Annotated in this window: 9 protein-coding genes; 2 read left to right on the forward strand and 7 right to left on the reverse strand. The window is 68.9% G+C overall.

The genetic code is table 11. The features are described 5' to 3' along the window. Nucleotides 1-23: 23 nt before the first annotated feature. The 6 genes from OWM54_RS00655 to OWM54_RS00680 form a co-directional block, all read right to left on the reverse strand. Nucleotides 24-1,991, reverse strand: a complete 1,968-nt coding sequence (locus tag OWM54_RS00655; protein ID WP_267696324.1) for an ArsA family ATPase — start codon at nt 1,989-1,991, stop codon at nt 24-26. A gap of 288 nt (nt 1,992-2,279) precedes the next feature. Next, nucleotides 2,280-3,716, reverse strand: a complete 1,437-nt coding sequence (gene nla6 / locus OWM54_RS00660) for an enhancer binding protein Nla6 (protein ID WP_267696325.1) — start codon at nt 3,714-3,716, stop codon at nt 2,280-2,282. A gap of 78 nt (nt 3,717-3,794) precedes the next feature. Continuing rightward, nucleotides 3,795-4,445, reverse strand: coding sequence for a sensor histidine kinase (locus OWM54_RS00665; RefSeq protein WP_083560397.1), 651 nt, complete (start codon nt 4,443-4,445; stop codon nt 3,795-3,797). 246 nt (nt 4,446-4,691) lie between these two features. Continuing rightward, nucleotides 4,692-5,144 (reverse strand): deoxycytidylate deaminase, encoded by a 453-nt coding sequence (locus tag OWM54_RS00670; RefSeq protein WP_046713582.1) that lies wholly within the window; start codon nt 5,142-5,144, stop codon nt 4,692-4,694. Nucleotides 5,145-5,221: 77 nt separating this feature from the next. Continuing rightward, nucleotides 5,222-6,097 (reverse strand): S1 family peptidase, encoded by an 876-nt coding sequence (locus OWM54_RS00675; protein WP_267696326.1) that lies wholly within the window; start codon nt 6,095-6,097, stop codon nt 5,222-5,224. Between the two features lie 125 nt (nt 6,098-6,222). Next, nucleotides 6,223-8,472: a PrkA family serine protein kinase gene (locus OWM54_RS00680; RefSeq protein WP_223750033.1), complete on the reverse strand. Its 2,250-nt coding sequence runs from the start codon at nt 8,470-8,472 to the stop codon at nt 6,223-6,225. A 318-nt stretch (nt 8,473-8,790) separates the two neighbouring features. On the opposite strand from OWM54_RS00680, the gene OWM54_RS00685 reads away from it, so the two are divergent. Continuing rightward, complete coding sequence (locus tag OWM54_RS00685) at nt 8,791-10,314, forward strand: Hsp70 family protein (RefSeq protein ID WP_141323915.1); 1,524 nt, start codon at nt 8,791-8,793, stop codon at nt 10,312-10,314. A gap of 21 nt (nt 10,315-10,335) precedes the next feature. Here OWM54_RS00685 and OWM54_RS00690 read toward each other — a convergent pair whose 3' ends face one another. Next, nucleotides 10,336-12,357, reverse strand: coding sequence for a protein kinase domain-containing protein (locus tag OWM54_RS00690; protein ID WP_223749919.1), 2,022 nt, complete (start codon nt 12,355-12,357; stop codon nt 10,336-10,338). A gap of 217 nt (nt 12,358-12,574) precedes the next feature. On the opposite strand from OWM54_RS00690, the gene OWM54_RS00695 reads away from it, so the two are divergent. Then, nucleotides 12,575-14,764: a carotenoid oxygenase family protein gene (locus tag OWM54_RS00695; protein WP_267696327.1), complete on the forward strand. Its 2,190-nt coding sequence runs from the start codon at nt 12,575-12,577 to the stop codon at nt 14,762-14,764. Nucleotides 14,765-14,800: the final 36 nt, after the last annotated feature.

Below are 14,800 nucleotides of genomic sequence, written 5' to 3' on the forward strand. Positions count from 1 at the left end.
GCCAGAGCCGCCCCAGTGGGACCTCAGGCGGCCTTGATCTTCGCGGCCGGCGGCGACAGCGCGTACCACGCCGTGCGGAACGCCTTCAGCTCGCGCAGGCCGGCCGGGTGACGACCGAGCGCCGGGGCCATGGTGACGGGCAGGCCCAGCTTCTTCTCGATGGCCTTCGCCGCGTTGAGCTCCAGCTTGCGGCGGTTCTCGCACTTCTCACACGTGGACTTGGGGCCCACGCGGTTGACGAGGATGCGCTCCACCGGGAGCTTCTTCTCCTTCAGGTACTCCACCACGCGCTCGGTGCGCGCCGCGGCCAGGTCCTCGCCGCGCGTCACCACCACGAAGCGCGCCTCCGACGGGGACGCCAGGGCCTCCTCGAAGCGCTTGGCGTGCTTGATCATCCCGGCGATGTCGTCCGCCAGCTCGCCCAGGCCCTTGGCGCGGTGCTTGTTGAGCACGGTGTGCAGCGCGCCCAGCCACGTCTTGGCCGTCTCCGCCAGCTCCACCACCCGCACCGAGTTCACCACCGGCGACGAGTCCACCACGATGCGCTTGAACCGCTCCTGCACCAGCGCGTCCGTCAGCACGCTCATCGCCGCCAGCTCGTCGATGCCCGGGGGCGCGCACTCCAGGAGATTTCGCAGGTACAGCAGATCCGCCGGGACCTCGCTGCCCGCCTTGGGCGCGCCCTCGAAGGCCTTCTCCGCCTTCTCCTTGAGCCGCTTGCGCAGGGCGTTGAACCAGCCCGCCATGTCCAGCTCGCGCGCGTACAGGCCCTTGGTGCCCTTCACCTGCGTCTCGGTGTCCGTCAGCCGGCTCTGCAGCACGTCCGACAGCGAGTGCGCGGGGTCCGTGGAGATGAGGAGCACCGGCCCCTCCTTCTCCGTCAGCGTCACGGCAGCCGCGGCCGCGCAGGAGCTCTTGCCCACGCCGCCCTGGCCCACGAAGAAGATGAGCCGCGTGGGAGGCAGCGGCGGCGCGGCGATGGGCGGCATGGACGGCGCGCGCACCAGGGCCGGAGGGCCCTCCGCGGCGGCGAACTCCAGCGCCTTCGTCTCCTTGCCACCCGCCCACGCCTTGGCGAACAGACCCACGCCGTCCAGCCCGCGCGGCGCCACCTCGCGGCGACCCAGCAGGTGGACCGGCACCGTCTTGTCCATCGCCTGGAACTTGCGCACGTGCGGCGCCTGCAGTCCCCGGCGGCCCTGACACGCGGGGCAACCCTCGCGGTCCTCCACCTGGTTGACGACGATCTCCGTCACCGGCAGCCCGCGCTCGCGCAGCTGCGTGAAGAGCATGCGCGTCTGCGCCTCGGGGACCGGCTCCGCCAGCGCCGTCAGGTGGAAGGCCGTGCGCGCGGGATCCTTCAAGAGCGCCAGCAGCTTCTCCGCCTTCTGTCCCAGCGCCTCCAGGTAACCCGGCTCCGCGGCCGCGGCCTCCTGCGCCTTCTTGCCCTTGCCCGTCGTCGCGGCTGGCTTCTCACCGGCGCGCACCAGGCCCAGGAACTTGCGCAGCCCCACCGGCAGATCGAACAGCCGCAGGGTGTGCGACGTGGGCGAGGCGTCCACGATGATCCGGTCGAAATCCTTGTCGTCGATCAGCGCCACGACATGGAAGAGCGCCACCAGCTCCTCCAGCCCGGGGATGGCCTGCTGGTACAGCGAGCCCAGCTCCTCCTCGGTGAAGTGCGTGCCCTTGACCGCGGCCTTCTTCAGCGCGGGCAGGTACTCCGCGAGGAAGGGCTTGAGCAGCGCGGCGGGCTCCAGCTCCAGGCCCCAGATGCCGCCCTCGCCCTTGCCGGCGACGAGCTTCGTCGGCTTCGCGCCGAGCTTCTTCTTGAGCAGATCCGACAGGGAGCGCACGGGGTCCAGCGAGACGAGCAACACCCGTTCCTTCGGGGCCTCCTCCGACAATCGCAACGCGTACGCCGCCGCGAGCGTGGTCTTGCCGACCCCGCCCTTGCCGCCGAAGAAGTGAAGAACTCGCGCGTCGCTCATTGCGTTGTGGCCTTCCTTGTGCCCCCCCGGCGGCACCCTGATGCACACTCCTGATTTGCCGAGTTGAAGGCTTCGGAGTCGCCCGGAGCGTCGACCTGTACGGCCGGGCCCTCCCTGTGGGTGGGAGGCGACCGCAGAATCCCTTGTCCAGAGGTCAAAAGTCAAGAATTGACGCGGGGTTTCGCGGAGGGTCGGCCCCTGCCGACCCCTCCTGCCGAGGCCCCCGTCGCACCGTCTCCGAGCCGCTCCAACAGCGCGGAATCCGGAGCGGATTTCCTACCCGTCAGGTCAGCGCGCCAGCAGGTTGCTGGCGCTCAGCGGACCATCGCTCCCCTGCCCGCCCAACGGCCCTCCAGGACCGGACTGCTGGGTGCGAGCCTCCGCCGCGTAGCGGTTGAGCTTGTTGTAGAGCGTCTTCTCGCTCACCCCGAGCACCTCCGCCGTGCGCGCCTTGTTGTTGCCATTGCGCTGGAGGCTGCCGAGGATGTACTCACGCTCCACCGCGTCCAGGCTCAACCCGAATGGCAACCGGAAGGTATGCCGCTCCGGGCCCTTGCCAGCCATGTCCGGCGGCAGGTGCTCGCGGGTGATGAGCTCCCCGTCGCACAGGATCACCGCGCGCTCCACCGCGTTGCGCAGCTCGCGGATGTTGCCCGGCCACTCGTAGTTCTTCAGGACCTCCATGGCCTCCGGGTGCACGCCGGACACGCGCTTGGCCGAGTCCCCCCGGAACTTGTCCACGAAGTGCTGGACCAGGATGGGCACGTCCTCGCGCCGCTCGCGCAGGGGCGGCAGGTGGATCTGGAACACGTTGAGGCGGAAGTAGAGGTCCTCGCGGAAGCGCTGGTTCTTGATCTCCTGCTTCAGGTCGCGGTTCGTGGCGCACAAGACGCGCACGTCCACCTCGATCTCCACCTTGCCACCCAGCCGGCGCAGGCGCCCCTCCTCCAGGACGCGCAAGAGCTTCGCCTGCAGGTCGATGGGGATCTCACCCAGCTCGTCCAGGAACAGCGTGCCGCCGTGGGCCAGCTCGAACACGCCCGGGCGGCGCTGATCCGCGCCGGTGAAGGCGCCGCGCTCGTGGCCGAAGATCTCCGACTCGATCAGCGTGGCGGGGATCGACGCGCAGTTGATGGCGATGAAGGGCTTGTCGCGGCGCAGGGACAGGTTGTGGACGGCGCGCGCCACCACCTCCTTGCCCGTGCCGGACTCACCGCTGATGGACACGCTGGCCTTGGACGGGGCCACCTTCTCCACCAGCTCGATGACCTTGCGCATGCCCGCCGACTGGGCGATGAGATCCGAGGAGCCCAGCTGCTTGAGCCGCCGGCGCAGCGTCTGCACCTCGCGCAGGGTCTCCTTCTTCTCCAGCGCCCGGTCGATGCAGACCTTCAGGCGGGCGGTGTCGAGCGGCTTGACGATGAAGTCATACGCGCCCTCGCGGATGGCCTCCACCGCCGCGTCGATGGTGCCGCGCCCCGTGAGGAACACCACCGGGCAGTCCGGCAGCTCCTCCTTGAGGTTGCGCAGCAACCACAGTCCATCCGTCTCGGGCATCGCCAGGTCCGACAGGACGACGTCCGGGCGGAACTCGCCGGCCTTGCGCAGGGCATCGTGCCCGTCGAAGGCCGTCTCGACCTTGTGCCCCCAGGTGCCGAGCATTTCTGCCAGCGCCTCGCACGTGTCGCGTTCGTCGTCCACGGCCAGGATTCGTGCGCTACCCAAGATGAAGACCTCCGGTACTGCGTCGTGACGCGGATTGGGGATGACTCTGAATGAGAAGCCCGCTGCTCGGTACAGCCCTCAAGCGCGAGGAAAGATGAGACGGCAGGAGCCGCCGCGGACATGGAGGTCCACACCCAGCTGCGAACAGCGCAGCCCCAGCGCGGCCACGGCGTCCGCCAGCTCCGGCGCGCCATCCCCTCCCGTGTCCTCGACCTCCAGCACCGCCACCGGGCCGTCCGCGCGCACCGTCACGCGCACCGAACCCCCACCTTCCGCCCGCCGGACTCCCCGCAGCAGCGCCTGGATGACGAAGAAACCGAGCTCCGAGGTGTCCGAGAGGCGCACCCGCACCCCTGCCTCCACGGCCACCTGCATCGTGGCGCGACGCTTGCGGCCCTCGTGCGCCACCACGCTCATCGCCCGCGTCGTCGCGTCCGACAGGTCCACCTCGCCCGCCGCGCCGCCCTTGGACACGATGAAGTCGGAGAACTGCCGCAGGATGCCGTCCACGCGCTGGATCTGCTCGCGCAGCGCCTTGAGGTTCTTCTCCTGCGACGGGGGCACCTGCCCCGTCTCCGCCTTCAGCTTCTCCGACAGCACCTCCAGATGGATGGCCATCGCGTTGAGCGGGTTGCGGACGTCGTGCAGCAGGCTGTCCATCAGCGTCTGCACGGCGCCGTAGCGGGCAGCGCCCACCACCGGATCCGTCGACTCCTGGACACGCACCATGCTGCTGGACACAGCCGTCGAGCTAACCAACGGAAACTCCTCGGGTTTTTCGTCTCCCTCCCCCGCCGCCACCCAACCGCGGGCAAGAGTTAGGGACCGTGTTCCACAACGTCAACCCTGGGTCGGTAATTCTTGCCGGAACCGGCAAATTCCCGTGTAGCGACGCCTACTTGCGCAGGCTCCCGAGTGTTCTCCGGGCGACGTTTCCCGTGGCGCTTCCGTCCGCGTGAGTCGGGGGCTTCCCGCTCAGGTCGACGACGCGGGCGGGCGCGAGGCCTCGCCCAGACCCACCAGCTCCAGGTTGAGCCGGGTGGCGACCTCGAAGATGCGGGGGTCCCGGTAGAACTCCCCGAAGACGATGCGCACCAGCCCCGCGTTGGCGATCAGCTTGAAGCACGGCCAGCAGGGACTGGCGGTGGTGTAGATGGTCGCCCCGTCGATGCCCACGCCGTTGGTGGCCGCCTGGATGATGGCGTTGGCCTCCGCGTGCACCGTGGCCACGCAGTGTCCGTTCTCCATCATGTGCCCCACGTCGTCGCAGTGGGGCAGCCCGCGGATGGAACCGTTGTAACCGGTGGACAGGATGGTGCGGCCCCGGACGATGACGGCGCCCACGTGCTTGCGATCACACGTGGCCCGGGTGGCCACCTGCTTCGCGATGTCCATGAAGTACTGATCCCACGAAACCCGTCCGGACATGCGCTCGCCTCCTGGTGACGCGAAAAAGAGCGGGACGGATGTAGCGCGGACGGGGCGCCTGTCGACAAAAAGGCGGGTCAGCGACCCGCGGCGTGAGCGACGCCTCCCTCACCAGGCAGGCTGCGCTCGAGCAGCCGGCCAAAGCCCTGGGCCTTGAGGAACTGGCGCACCTTGGTGCTCGGCGCGGCGAACGTCTCTCCGGGCATGGGCACATCGAAGCTGAAGCTCTCCTGCTGCACCTCGAAGCCCACCTGCGCGGTGCGGTAGCCCTCCACGATGGCGAGCAGCCGGCCCGTCTCCAGGCTGAAGATGCCACCGCCCGACGCCCCGTAGCCGATGGGCGCGTCGGTCTTCACCAGCTTCGGCCGCCGCGACTCCCGGTCCCACTCCACCTGGGACAACATGCCGCCGGACAGCGACAGCGCGCGGCCGAACGGAGACGCCGCCACGACGACGTCCTCGCCGAGCTCCAGCTCGGCCTCCTCCGCCAGCTCCACCGCGGGCAGCCCCAGCCCCGGCACGCGAAGCAGCGCCAGGTCCATCTCCGGCACCTTGCCGCGCGCCACCACCTGCCCCACGTGCGTCTCCACGTCCCCGCGCCGGTCCACCAGCACGCGCAGCTCCGGGGCCTTCAGGTCCTCCATCACCACCGCGTGCGCGTTGGTCACCACCCACGCCACCACGCCGTCCTCGCCCCGCTCCGAGCCCACCACCACGCCGGACGCCGTGCGACGCACGCTGTCCCCCTCGGCGATCTGCAGCCGCACGTTGTGCGGGAGGATGCGGCGCACCATCTCCTTGCGCGTCGGCCGCGCGGGCTCGGGCATCGCCACCACGCGCACGAACTCGGCAGGGGCCTTGGGCGCGGGGGCGCTCGCGTGGGGCGACGAGGCGCCGGCACACGACGCGAGGGCGAGCAGGGCGACGGGGGCGCCCAGGAGGAAGCGGGTCATCGACTCTCCGGGAGGAAGGAAGCGCGTAGGACTGCGAACTCGCTCGACGCCCCCATCTTCCCGAGCCCGCTTACCAATGGAAAGCAGGCGCCCGAGCAGGCCCCGTCAGCCCGCTCGCCCGCTTCTCATGCGTAGCGCTTCTTCATCAGGAACAGGATGGCGTCCTTCGCGCAGTGCTCGCAGTAGCCGTAGCGCTCCGCCATCGTCTTGAGCGTGCTCTGCACCTGCGTCTGCTCGCGCGACGTCAGCTGCGCCCGGTCCTCGGAGAGGTACTTGAGGACGTTCTCCTTGTTCTTGCGCAGGACGCGCTTGCGCTCCTCGAAGTAGTGATCTCTCAGGCGCTTGAACATGTCCGGGAACACGCGCGCGTAGTCCATCACCACGTCCGGGTTGTCCAGCCGGTGGGCGCCGATGGAGGCGATGAGCCCGCGACGGAAGTCCGCCACCTCCTCGCCCCGGGGCATGACGATGGCCTCCACCTCCTGCATGCGCTGCTCGTCCGGCTTCTCCATCTCGCCCGTGACGCGGTTGCGCATCTTCTCGCCGCGCACCCAGTGGCTCACGCTCTGGATGTAGCGCTCCACCAGCTCCCGGTATTGGCCCTCGGACACCAGGCCCATGGACTCGCGCACCTCGGTGTCCACGCGGTCCAGGTACTCGGCCTCCGCCACGCGCACGAAGGCCTCGTGGTCGTGGTAGCCGTCCACCACCTCCTGGAGCAGGAACTCGTAGACGCTCTTGTCCTTGCAGATGGCCTCCAGCTCCTCCAGCACCGCGAGCGCGTTGAGGCACTTGTAGTCGGGGTTCTGCGCGGCGTTGAACAGCGCCGTCTTGATCTCCCGCGCGCTCGCGCCCATGCGCCCCTCGTAGTTGGGGTACGCGTCCGACTCGGTGAAGAGCTCCTCGCGCAGCTTGCGCAGCTCCTTGGTGTTGGCCAGGCTGAGCCGGTCCGGCGGCGCGCCCTCCTCGTACAGGTGCAGCTTCTCCACCGGCGTGACGTGGTCGATGAGCTCCTTCACGTCGCCGGGGTAGCGGTCCGGGATCGGCTTCTTGAGCCGCGTGAGCACCGCCCACATCGCGGCCACCGCCGTCGCGTGCGGCGCCACGTGCTTGCCCACCGTCGTCGCGGACACCTGCGCGTCGTAGATCTGCTGCTCGGTACGGTAGCGGCGCAGGTACGGCACGCGCACCAGCTCGATGCGGCCCTTGAACGACGCGAAGTCCGGCAGCTCCTTGAACGCGCCCAGGTGCTTCTCGTTCGAGGACGCGATGAGCACCTCGTCCAACTGGAGGACGAACGGCTCGAGCGGCACCTCGCTCGTCTCGCTGAAGCCCAGGAGGTACTTGAAGGCCTCCAGCGGCCGCTTGAGCAGGTCCGCGTACTCGATGAGCCCGCGGTTGGCGTGCACCAGCGGGCCGTGCGGCTCGAAGAGCACCGTGCTGTGCAGGGGCGCGGGCACGTTGAGCTGGGTGCGGTCCGCGGTGAGCTGCTGCACCACCGCGTCCACGCTCATCTGCGGCTCCACCGTCACCGTGGCCACCTGGTAGCGCCGCGACACGTAGAAGCGCTCCACCTGGACGTGGCGCATCACCTTCAGCCAGTCGCCGTTGTACGAGTTGAGCAGCGCCGTGTAGATGCGCCGGCACTTGGAGCACAGCTCGCCGTCGCGCACGTAGTCGGAGAGGATGAAGTCCCCCGTCTCCCCGTCCCCGTTGCCCAGCCCCTTCTTCTTGAGCGCCGTCTCCAGCACCTTGCGCCGGTCCACCGCGGGCATGGCGAAGAGCGGATGGTCCCTGAGCTCGCAGGGCATGCGCAGGTCGATGGACTCCGCGTCCAGGTGCGCGAAGGTCGTCAGCTCCCCGTCCCCGGTGCTCGCCCGCTCCCCGAAGCCGATGGAGCCCTTGATGAGCTTCTCCGAGGGGAACACCCAGGCGATGCGGTACAGCGCCCCCTGCGGCAGCCGCGAGTACGTCTCCATCCCGGACTTGAGCGCGTTGACCAGCGAGGACTTGGCGCTGCCGTTGGGGCCGTGCAGGAAGATGAGCTTGTTGATGCGGCCGGCGCGCACGAAGTTGCCGAGCACCCGGTAGATGGCGTTCTGCACCTCCTCCTGCCCCGCCACCCGCCCGTCGCGCTCGTTGTGCTGCGCATCGAACACCTTGAAGCGCCGGATGCTCCCCGTCGGGTGCGGCACCGTCTCCGTCCCGAAGTGGTCCATCACGTCCCGCAGGTACTGCGCCGCGTTGCGCGCCTGGGCCTTGGGGTCGTTCAGGAAGAGCGACAGGTACTCCTCGAAGGACAGGATCGAACGGTTCTTGACGAAGTCGGCGTTCACCTGCGAGCCCACTTCCTGCAGATACCCCTTCGCGTCCACGTGGCTCTCCTCGTCGTCGTCCAGGTCCGTTGATCTAGCCACGCCACCGGCGGGCCGCAGGCCGTCCCCTGCGCTCCTCGACCTTTCCCGCCCACCCTCCGGAATGTCCAGGGCCCTTTGGCGCCGTGTCGTCCACCCCACGTGCTCGGGCCGTCGGCTGTCCTCCAGGGGGGAGAGTAGCCCAGGTGCACTTTTCGCCCGACATGGTGCGGGGTTGCAGGGCTTTGTCGCAGGTGGGTGTCAGCTTACTCGCGTGGTGGGCCGGGGTGCGCTACGGTCCAGCCTTTCTCTTCGGTGGCCACCCGGAGCCCAGACACGATGCACAAGGAGCCCATCATCGGCATCGACCTCGGCACGACCAACTCGTGCGCGGCGATTGTCGAGGACAGCGGGAACGTCAAGCTCATCCCCTACAAGGGCGGTGAGTACACCATCCCCTCCATCTTCGCGATTGATGACAAGGGGAACGAGCTCATCGGCTACGAGGCCAAGCGCCAGTGGCAGCTCAACCCGCGCAACACCGTCTACGGCGCCAAGCGTCTGGTGGGCCGTCCTTTCGGCAGCGACGTCGTCGAGACGATGAAGAAGGTCGTGGCGTACAACATGCGCCCCGGCAAGAAGAACGACGTCACGCTGGACGTCGGCAAGCGTGAGTTCACGCTCCAGGAAGTGAGCGCGAAGATCCTCGGCAAGATTCGCGAGGTCGCGTCCAACTACCTGAAGATGCCCATCAAGCGGGCGGTGGTGACGGTGCCCGCCTACTTCAACGACCGGCAGCGCCAGTCGGTGAAGGACGCGGGCAAGCTCATCGACCTGGAGGTCGTGCGCATCATCAACGAGCCCACCGCGGCGGCGCTCGCGTACGGCGTGGGCAAGGGCCTCAAGGAGAAGGTCGTCATCTACGACCTGGGCGGCGGCACCTTCGACGTCTCCATCATCGAGATCCGCGAGCGCGTCTTCGAGGTGAAGTCCACCGGCGGCGACGTGTTCCTGGGCGGCATCGACTTCGACAACGCCATCATCCACCACGTCCTCAAGGACTTCGCGGCCAAGACGGGCATCGACCTGGCCACGGACCCGGTGGCCATGCAGCGCATCAAGGACCTGGCCGAGCGCACCAAGATCGACTTGTCCGCGCGCGACGAGGTGCCCTTCAACATCCCCTTCATCACGATGACGTCCCAGGGCCAGCCCCTGAACATCGAGATGAAGTTCACGCGCAAGATGCTGGAGCAGCTCACCAACCACCTCGTCGACCGCACCCTGCAGATGGTGGCGCGCGTGCTGGTGGACTCGGGCCTGTCCACCAAGGACGTGGACCAGGTGATGCTGGTCGGCGGCCAGACGCGCATGCCCATCGTCCAGGACCGCCTGACGAAGTTCTTCGGCAAGGCGCCCAGCAAGGCCGTGCACCCGGACGAGGCGGTCGCCATCGGCGCGGCGCTCTACGCACACTCGCTCCAGGACGACACCAACCTGCGCATCCAGCTCTTGGACGTGATTCCCATGGCCATCGGCCTGGAGAAGGCCGGCGGCGCGTTCCACGTCGTCTTCCCGCGCAACGCGCCCATCCCCAACGCCAAGCAGCTGCTCGCCACCACCAGCATGGACAACCAGACCGAGCTGGCCATGCGCATCTTCCAGGGCGACCACGAGATGGTGGCGCGCAACGACATGCTCGGTGAGTTCACCTTCTCCGGCATCCAGCAGGCCCGCGCCGGCGGAGTGCAGGTGGAGATCACCTTCGACGTGAACATCGAAGGCATCCTCACCATGCGCGCCCGGGATCCGGCCACCGGCCGGGAGATGAACACCACGGTGCGCGTCACCCAGAGCAGCTGAAGCGCCGCGCGCCGTCCCCGCTCATCGGGACGGCTGCGCCACCAGCCCCGCCGCCTCGTGCGAGCCCTCCCCGGGCTCCTCGTGGCCCCCCGAAGAGGGCATGTACGGCGTCGAGTCCTCCGACACCGGCGTGCGTGCCCCCTCCGCCCGGAGCAGCTCGTACACCAGCAGCTCCACCGAGGCCCCTGGAGGCACCTGGGGTCCCAGCGCCGCGTAGTCGAAGGGCTCCTGCGCGCGCTCCTTGGTCCGCTCGCTGAGCAGCACCTGCCCGCGCCGCGCCAGGGTGGACAGCCGGGCCGCGGTGTTCACCACGTCCCCCAGCACCGTGTAGTCGAGCCGCCCGGACGCCTTCGCGCCGATGCTGCCGGACACCACGTCCCCGGAGTCCAGCCCCATGCAGACCCCATGGGCATACGGGGCGCCCTCGCCTCCCCTCGTGGCCAGCACCTCGAGCTGCTGTCGGATGGACAGACACGCCTCCAGCGCATGGTCCACGTGGCCGGGGCCGCGGAAGACGGCCATCACCGCGTCGCCCACGAACTTGTCCACCGTGCCGCCGCGCGAGAGCACCTCCGGGACGATGGCCTCGAAGATGGCGTTGAGCCGCCGCAGCGACTCCGGGGGCGCCTCGTCCTTGAGCACCGGGGTGAAGCCGTGCACGTCGACGAAGACGACGGTGCCCTCCACCCACTCGCCCGCCATGGCCTCCGTGCCTTGCATCATCGGCGGCAGCCGCTCCAGCACGCCGCCCGGGACGAACATGCGCAAGAGGCCGTTCTCCTCGGTGTAGCGCACCGTGCGCCGCAGCTCGCGCACGTGCTTGAGCGTCTTGACGAGCGTGGCCTCCAGGTCCGGGAAGTCGATGGGCTTGGTGATGAAGTCGAACGCGCCGCGGTTCATCGCCGTGCGCAGGTTGCTCATGTCCCCGTACGCCGAGACGATGACCACGCGCGTGAGCGTCGTCACCTCGCCGATGCGCGACAGGAACGTGAGCCCGTCCATCCTCGGCATGTTGATGTCGCAGAGGACCACCTCGGTGTCCGGGTGCTGGCGCAGCTCCTCCAGCGCCTCCTCGCCATCCGCCGCGAACAGGAACTGGTAGACGTTGCGGCGGACCTGCTTGCGGAACACCTGCTCCATCAGCACCGCGACATCCGGCTCGTCGTCCACCACCAGCACCTTGGCCGGACGCGCGGGCCGCCCCGCCTCCACCCTCGCGCTGAAGGCCGAGGACAGCTCGTGCGCGGACTGGAAGCGCTTCGAGGGGTCCACGTCCAGCGCCCGCGCGAAGAACGCGTCCACCTCCGTGCCCAGCTCGGGCGCCAGCGACGACGGCGCCACCGGCGGCGGCGGCACGTTGCCCAGGCGGAACTGGCGCAGCGACTCCAACGGGAACGGGTGCTGTCCGGTGAGCGCCCGGTACGCCACCACCGACAGCGCCCACAGGTCGCAGCGGTGGTCCAACCTCGGCGACAGCCCCCGGAGCTGCTCGGGGCTCATGTAGCGCGGCGTCCCCGCCATCTCCTCCTCGGGGTGCGGATGCGCCGTGCCACCCTGGGTCAACAGGGCAAGCCCGAAGTCCAGCACCTTCACGACCTCTCCGGACGCGCTCCGGGAAAGGAAGATGTTCGCGGGCTTCAGGTCTCTGTGGATGACACCGGCGGCGTGGGCGGCCGTGAGGGCGCGGGAGGTCTGGGTGAGCAGCCGCTCCACCATGGCGAGCGACAGGCGGCCGCGCCGGTTGAGCAGGGCCTCCAGGTCCTCGCCCTCGAGCAGCTCCATGACGATGTAGGGGGTGTCTCCCTCCAGATGGCAGTCGTGGATCTGGATGACGTGCGGGCTCTGGAAGCGGGCGATGGCCTGGGCTTCCCACTCGAACTGGCGCAAGGCGTGCGGGGTGGGCGCGCAGTGGGTGGCCATGAGCTTGAGGGCCACGCGGCGTTGGAGCTTGGGATCCGTCGCCACCCACACCGTGCCCATCCCACCGCCCGCGAGCACCCGCTCGAGGACGTATCGCCCGCCGATGATGCGCGGCTCAGACATGTCGTGTTGGTTCATGGTTGGTCGCACCGGGCGTCGCGATGATGGCACATCGGGTCCACACGCCGGAACACCATCCCGCCCCCTCCCTCCCCTGGCGGACGTGCCACCTCGTGCGAGTCGCGGACGTCGCACGTGTTACCGTGCTGGCCCCGTTCCCCGACCTGTTCCGCAGCTCCCTACCCGTGGAGGAGTCATGCCTGATGTGACTCGAAGCGCCGTGTCTCCCCTTCCTTCCCCCTCGGCGGAGGATGTGCCGCCGCCCGCGCCGCCCCATCTGCCGGATGGGACGACGTACCCTGGTGTCGCCGTCCCGCCGGGTCTCAGACCCGGGATGCCGCGCAACGCGATGACATCCAACCGGGAGCGCTTCACGCGCGAGCCGCTGCACGTGCTCGCCGGCAAGCTTCCCCCGGACCTGCACGGCCACGTCTTCGTCGCCGGCCCCAGCGTGTCCGAGGGCTCACCGGCGCTGGCCTCCGACGGGCTCGTGCTGCGGCTCGACTTCGACGGGGCCCACGCGACGTTCAGCTCCTCCATCATGGAGACGCCGTCGTACGTGGCGCGCGAGCCGGTCAACGCGGGCAAGACGTCGCGCGGGCCGCTCACGCGCTACCTCAACGAATTCCGGGAGACGACGCTGTCGGACGTGTCCATCGCCCTGGGCGCGCAGGAGGCCCCCAACACGGCGCCCTTCCTGGTGCAGGGCGAGAACATGATGCTGGTGACGACGGACGCGGGCCGTCCGTGGGCCATCCATCCGATGACGCTGGAGGCGTACACGCCGCTGGGCTACCTGCGCGAGTGGAAGCCGGCCATCGGCACGCCGTGGACGTTCCCGCTGCTGCAGAGCACCGCGCACCCCGCCTTCGCGTTCGAGCACCCGGTGGCCATCTCCGAGGCGCCGGGCGCCGGGCAGAAGCCGCGCCTGTTCCTGACGAATCACGCGCCCAAGTGGCCGCTCGGGGAGGGCTGGACGCACCTGGTGAGCTGGGACACGTGGGAGAACCGGCTGCACCACTGGTCGCTCATCGACGCGGCCACGGGCAAGCCGGTGGTGACGCAGTCGCTGCATCAGATCGCCGTCACGCGCGACTACGTCGTCCTGCTGGACAGCAACTTCCCGGTCAACTTCTGGAGCATCGCGGTGCAGTCCGCGCTGCCGGGCATGACGCGGCTGCAGCGGCTGGTGAGCCGGTTGACCTCCGAGCCCTCCTATCCCCAGGCGGTGTTCTGGGTCGTGAAGCGCTCGGACCTGCGTCCCTCGCCCGGCACGCTGTTGCCCGATGACCCGCCGAGGATCCCCGCGTACCGCTTCCAGTCCGGCGGTGGCGGTCTGCACTTCGCGGCGCGCTACGAGAACCCGGACGACGTCATCACGATTGTCGTGGGGCACTCTCCCACCGAGGACCTCTCCCACACCATCCAGGAGGGAGATTTGCTCATCAACGGCAACCGGGCCCAGGCGTACCAGCAGGGCATGCCCACGGCGGTGCCGGTGACGCGCAGCTCGCTGGGCGTGCACCACATCGACATGCGCCGGCGGACCATCGAGTCGAAGCTGCACTCGCACGATGACTACACGTGGGGGCTCACCGTCTTCTCGAACACGGGCCTCATCAACGGCGAGCTCGAGACCAATCTGAAGCTGTACCTCGACGAGGTCCCCCGCGAGCCGCCTCCTGGCGGTGAGCCCCCCGGCGGCATCAACTGGGGCATTCCGGAGGACGAGCTGGCCATCTACTTCAACTCGGATGGCTTCACGGCGGACATGGTCCCCGAGTTCATCTACCAGATGTACAAGCCCATCGTCGGAGACCGGGAGGGCATGCCCATCCGCGAGGGCCGGGCCGCGAGCTTCTTCAAGTTCTTCGTCAACTCCGGCCGCTTCGAGGGCTACGTGCTGCCCACCGGCTGGTTCGGCTTCGCGCCGCAGTTCGTGCCGAGCATCAAGCTGCCGATGGTCCCGTACTGGAAGGGCTACGTCGTGGCGCTGGTGGTGTCGGACCCCACGCCGAACCTGCCGCCGGACTCGACGGGGGACGAGGTGTGGATCTTCGACTCGGAGGACATCGCCAAGGGACCCATCTGCCGGCTGGGCAGCAAGAACTTCGACATCGGGATGACGCTGCACACGACGTATCTGCCGCCGGGCCTGGGGGACATCCTCGATGGCCACGTGCCGAACGACCCGCCCTACTGCGTGGACGTTCGCGAGGACTACGACGTGAGCGCGATGCAGAAGGCCTACGAGAACTGGCTGCCGGGCCTGTTCCCCCGCGTGCCGCGCGCGCTCTTCGCTCCGTGGCGGATGGGCGTGCGCTGGGTGCTCAACTTCCCGAAGCTGCGCGAGGTGTTCGAGAACGACGTGTACCCGCGCTTCACGATGAGAGCGCCTCGGAAGAAGTAGCGGCATGACGGCGGTGGTGCCTCGGAGGATGAATGG

This window comes from Myxococcus sp. MISCRS1 (genome assembly GCF_026626605.1).
GTDB lineage: Bacteria > Myxococcota > Myxococcia > Myxococcales > Myxococcaceae > Myxococcus > Myxococcus fulvus.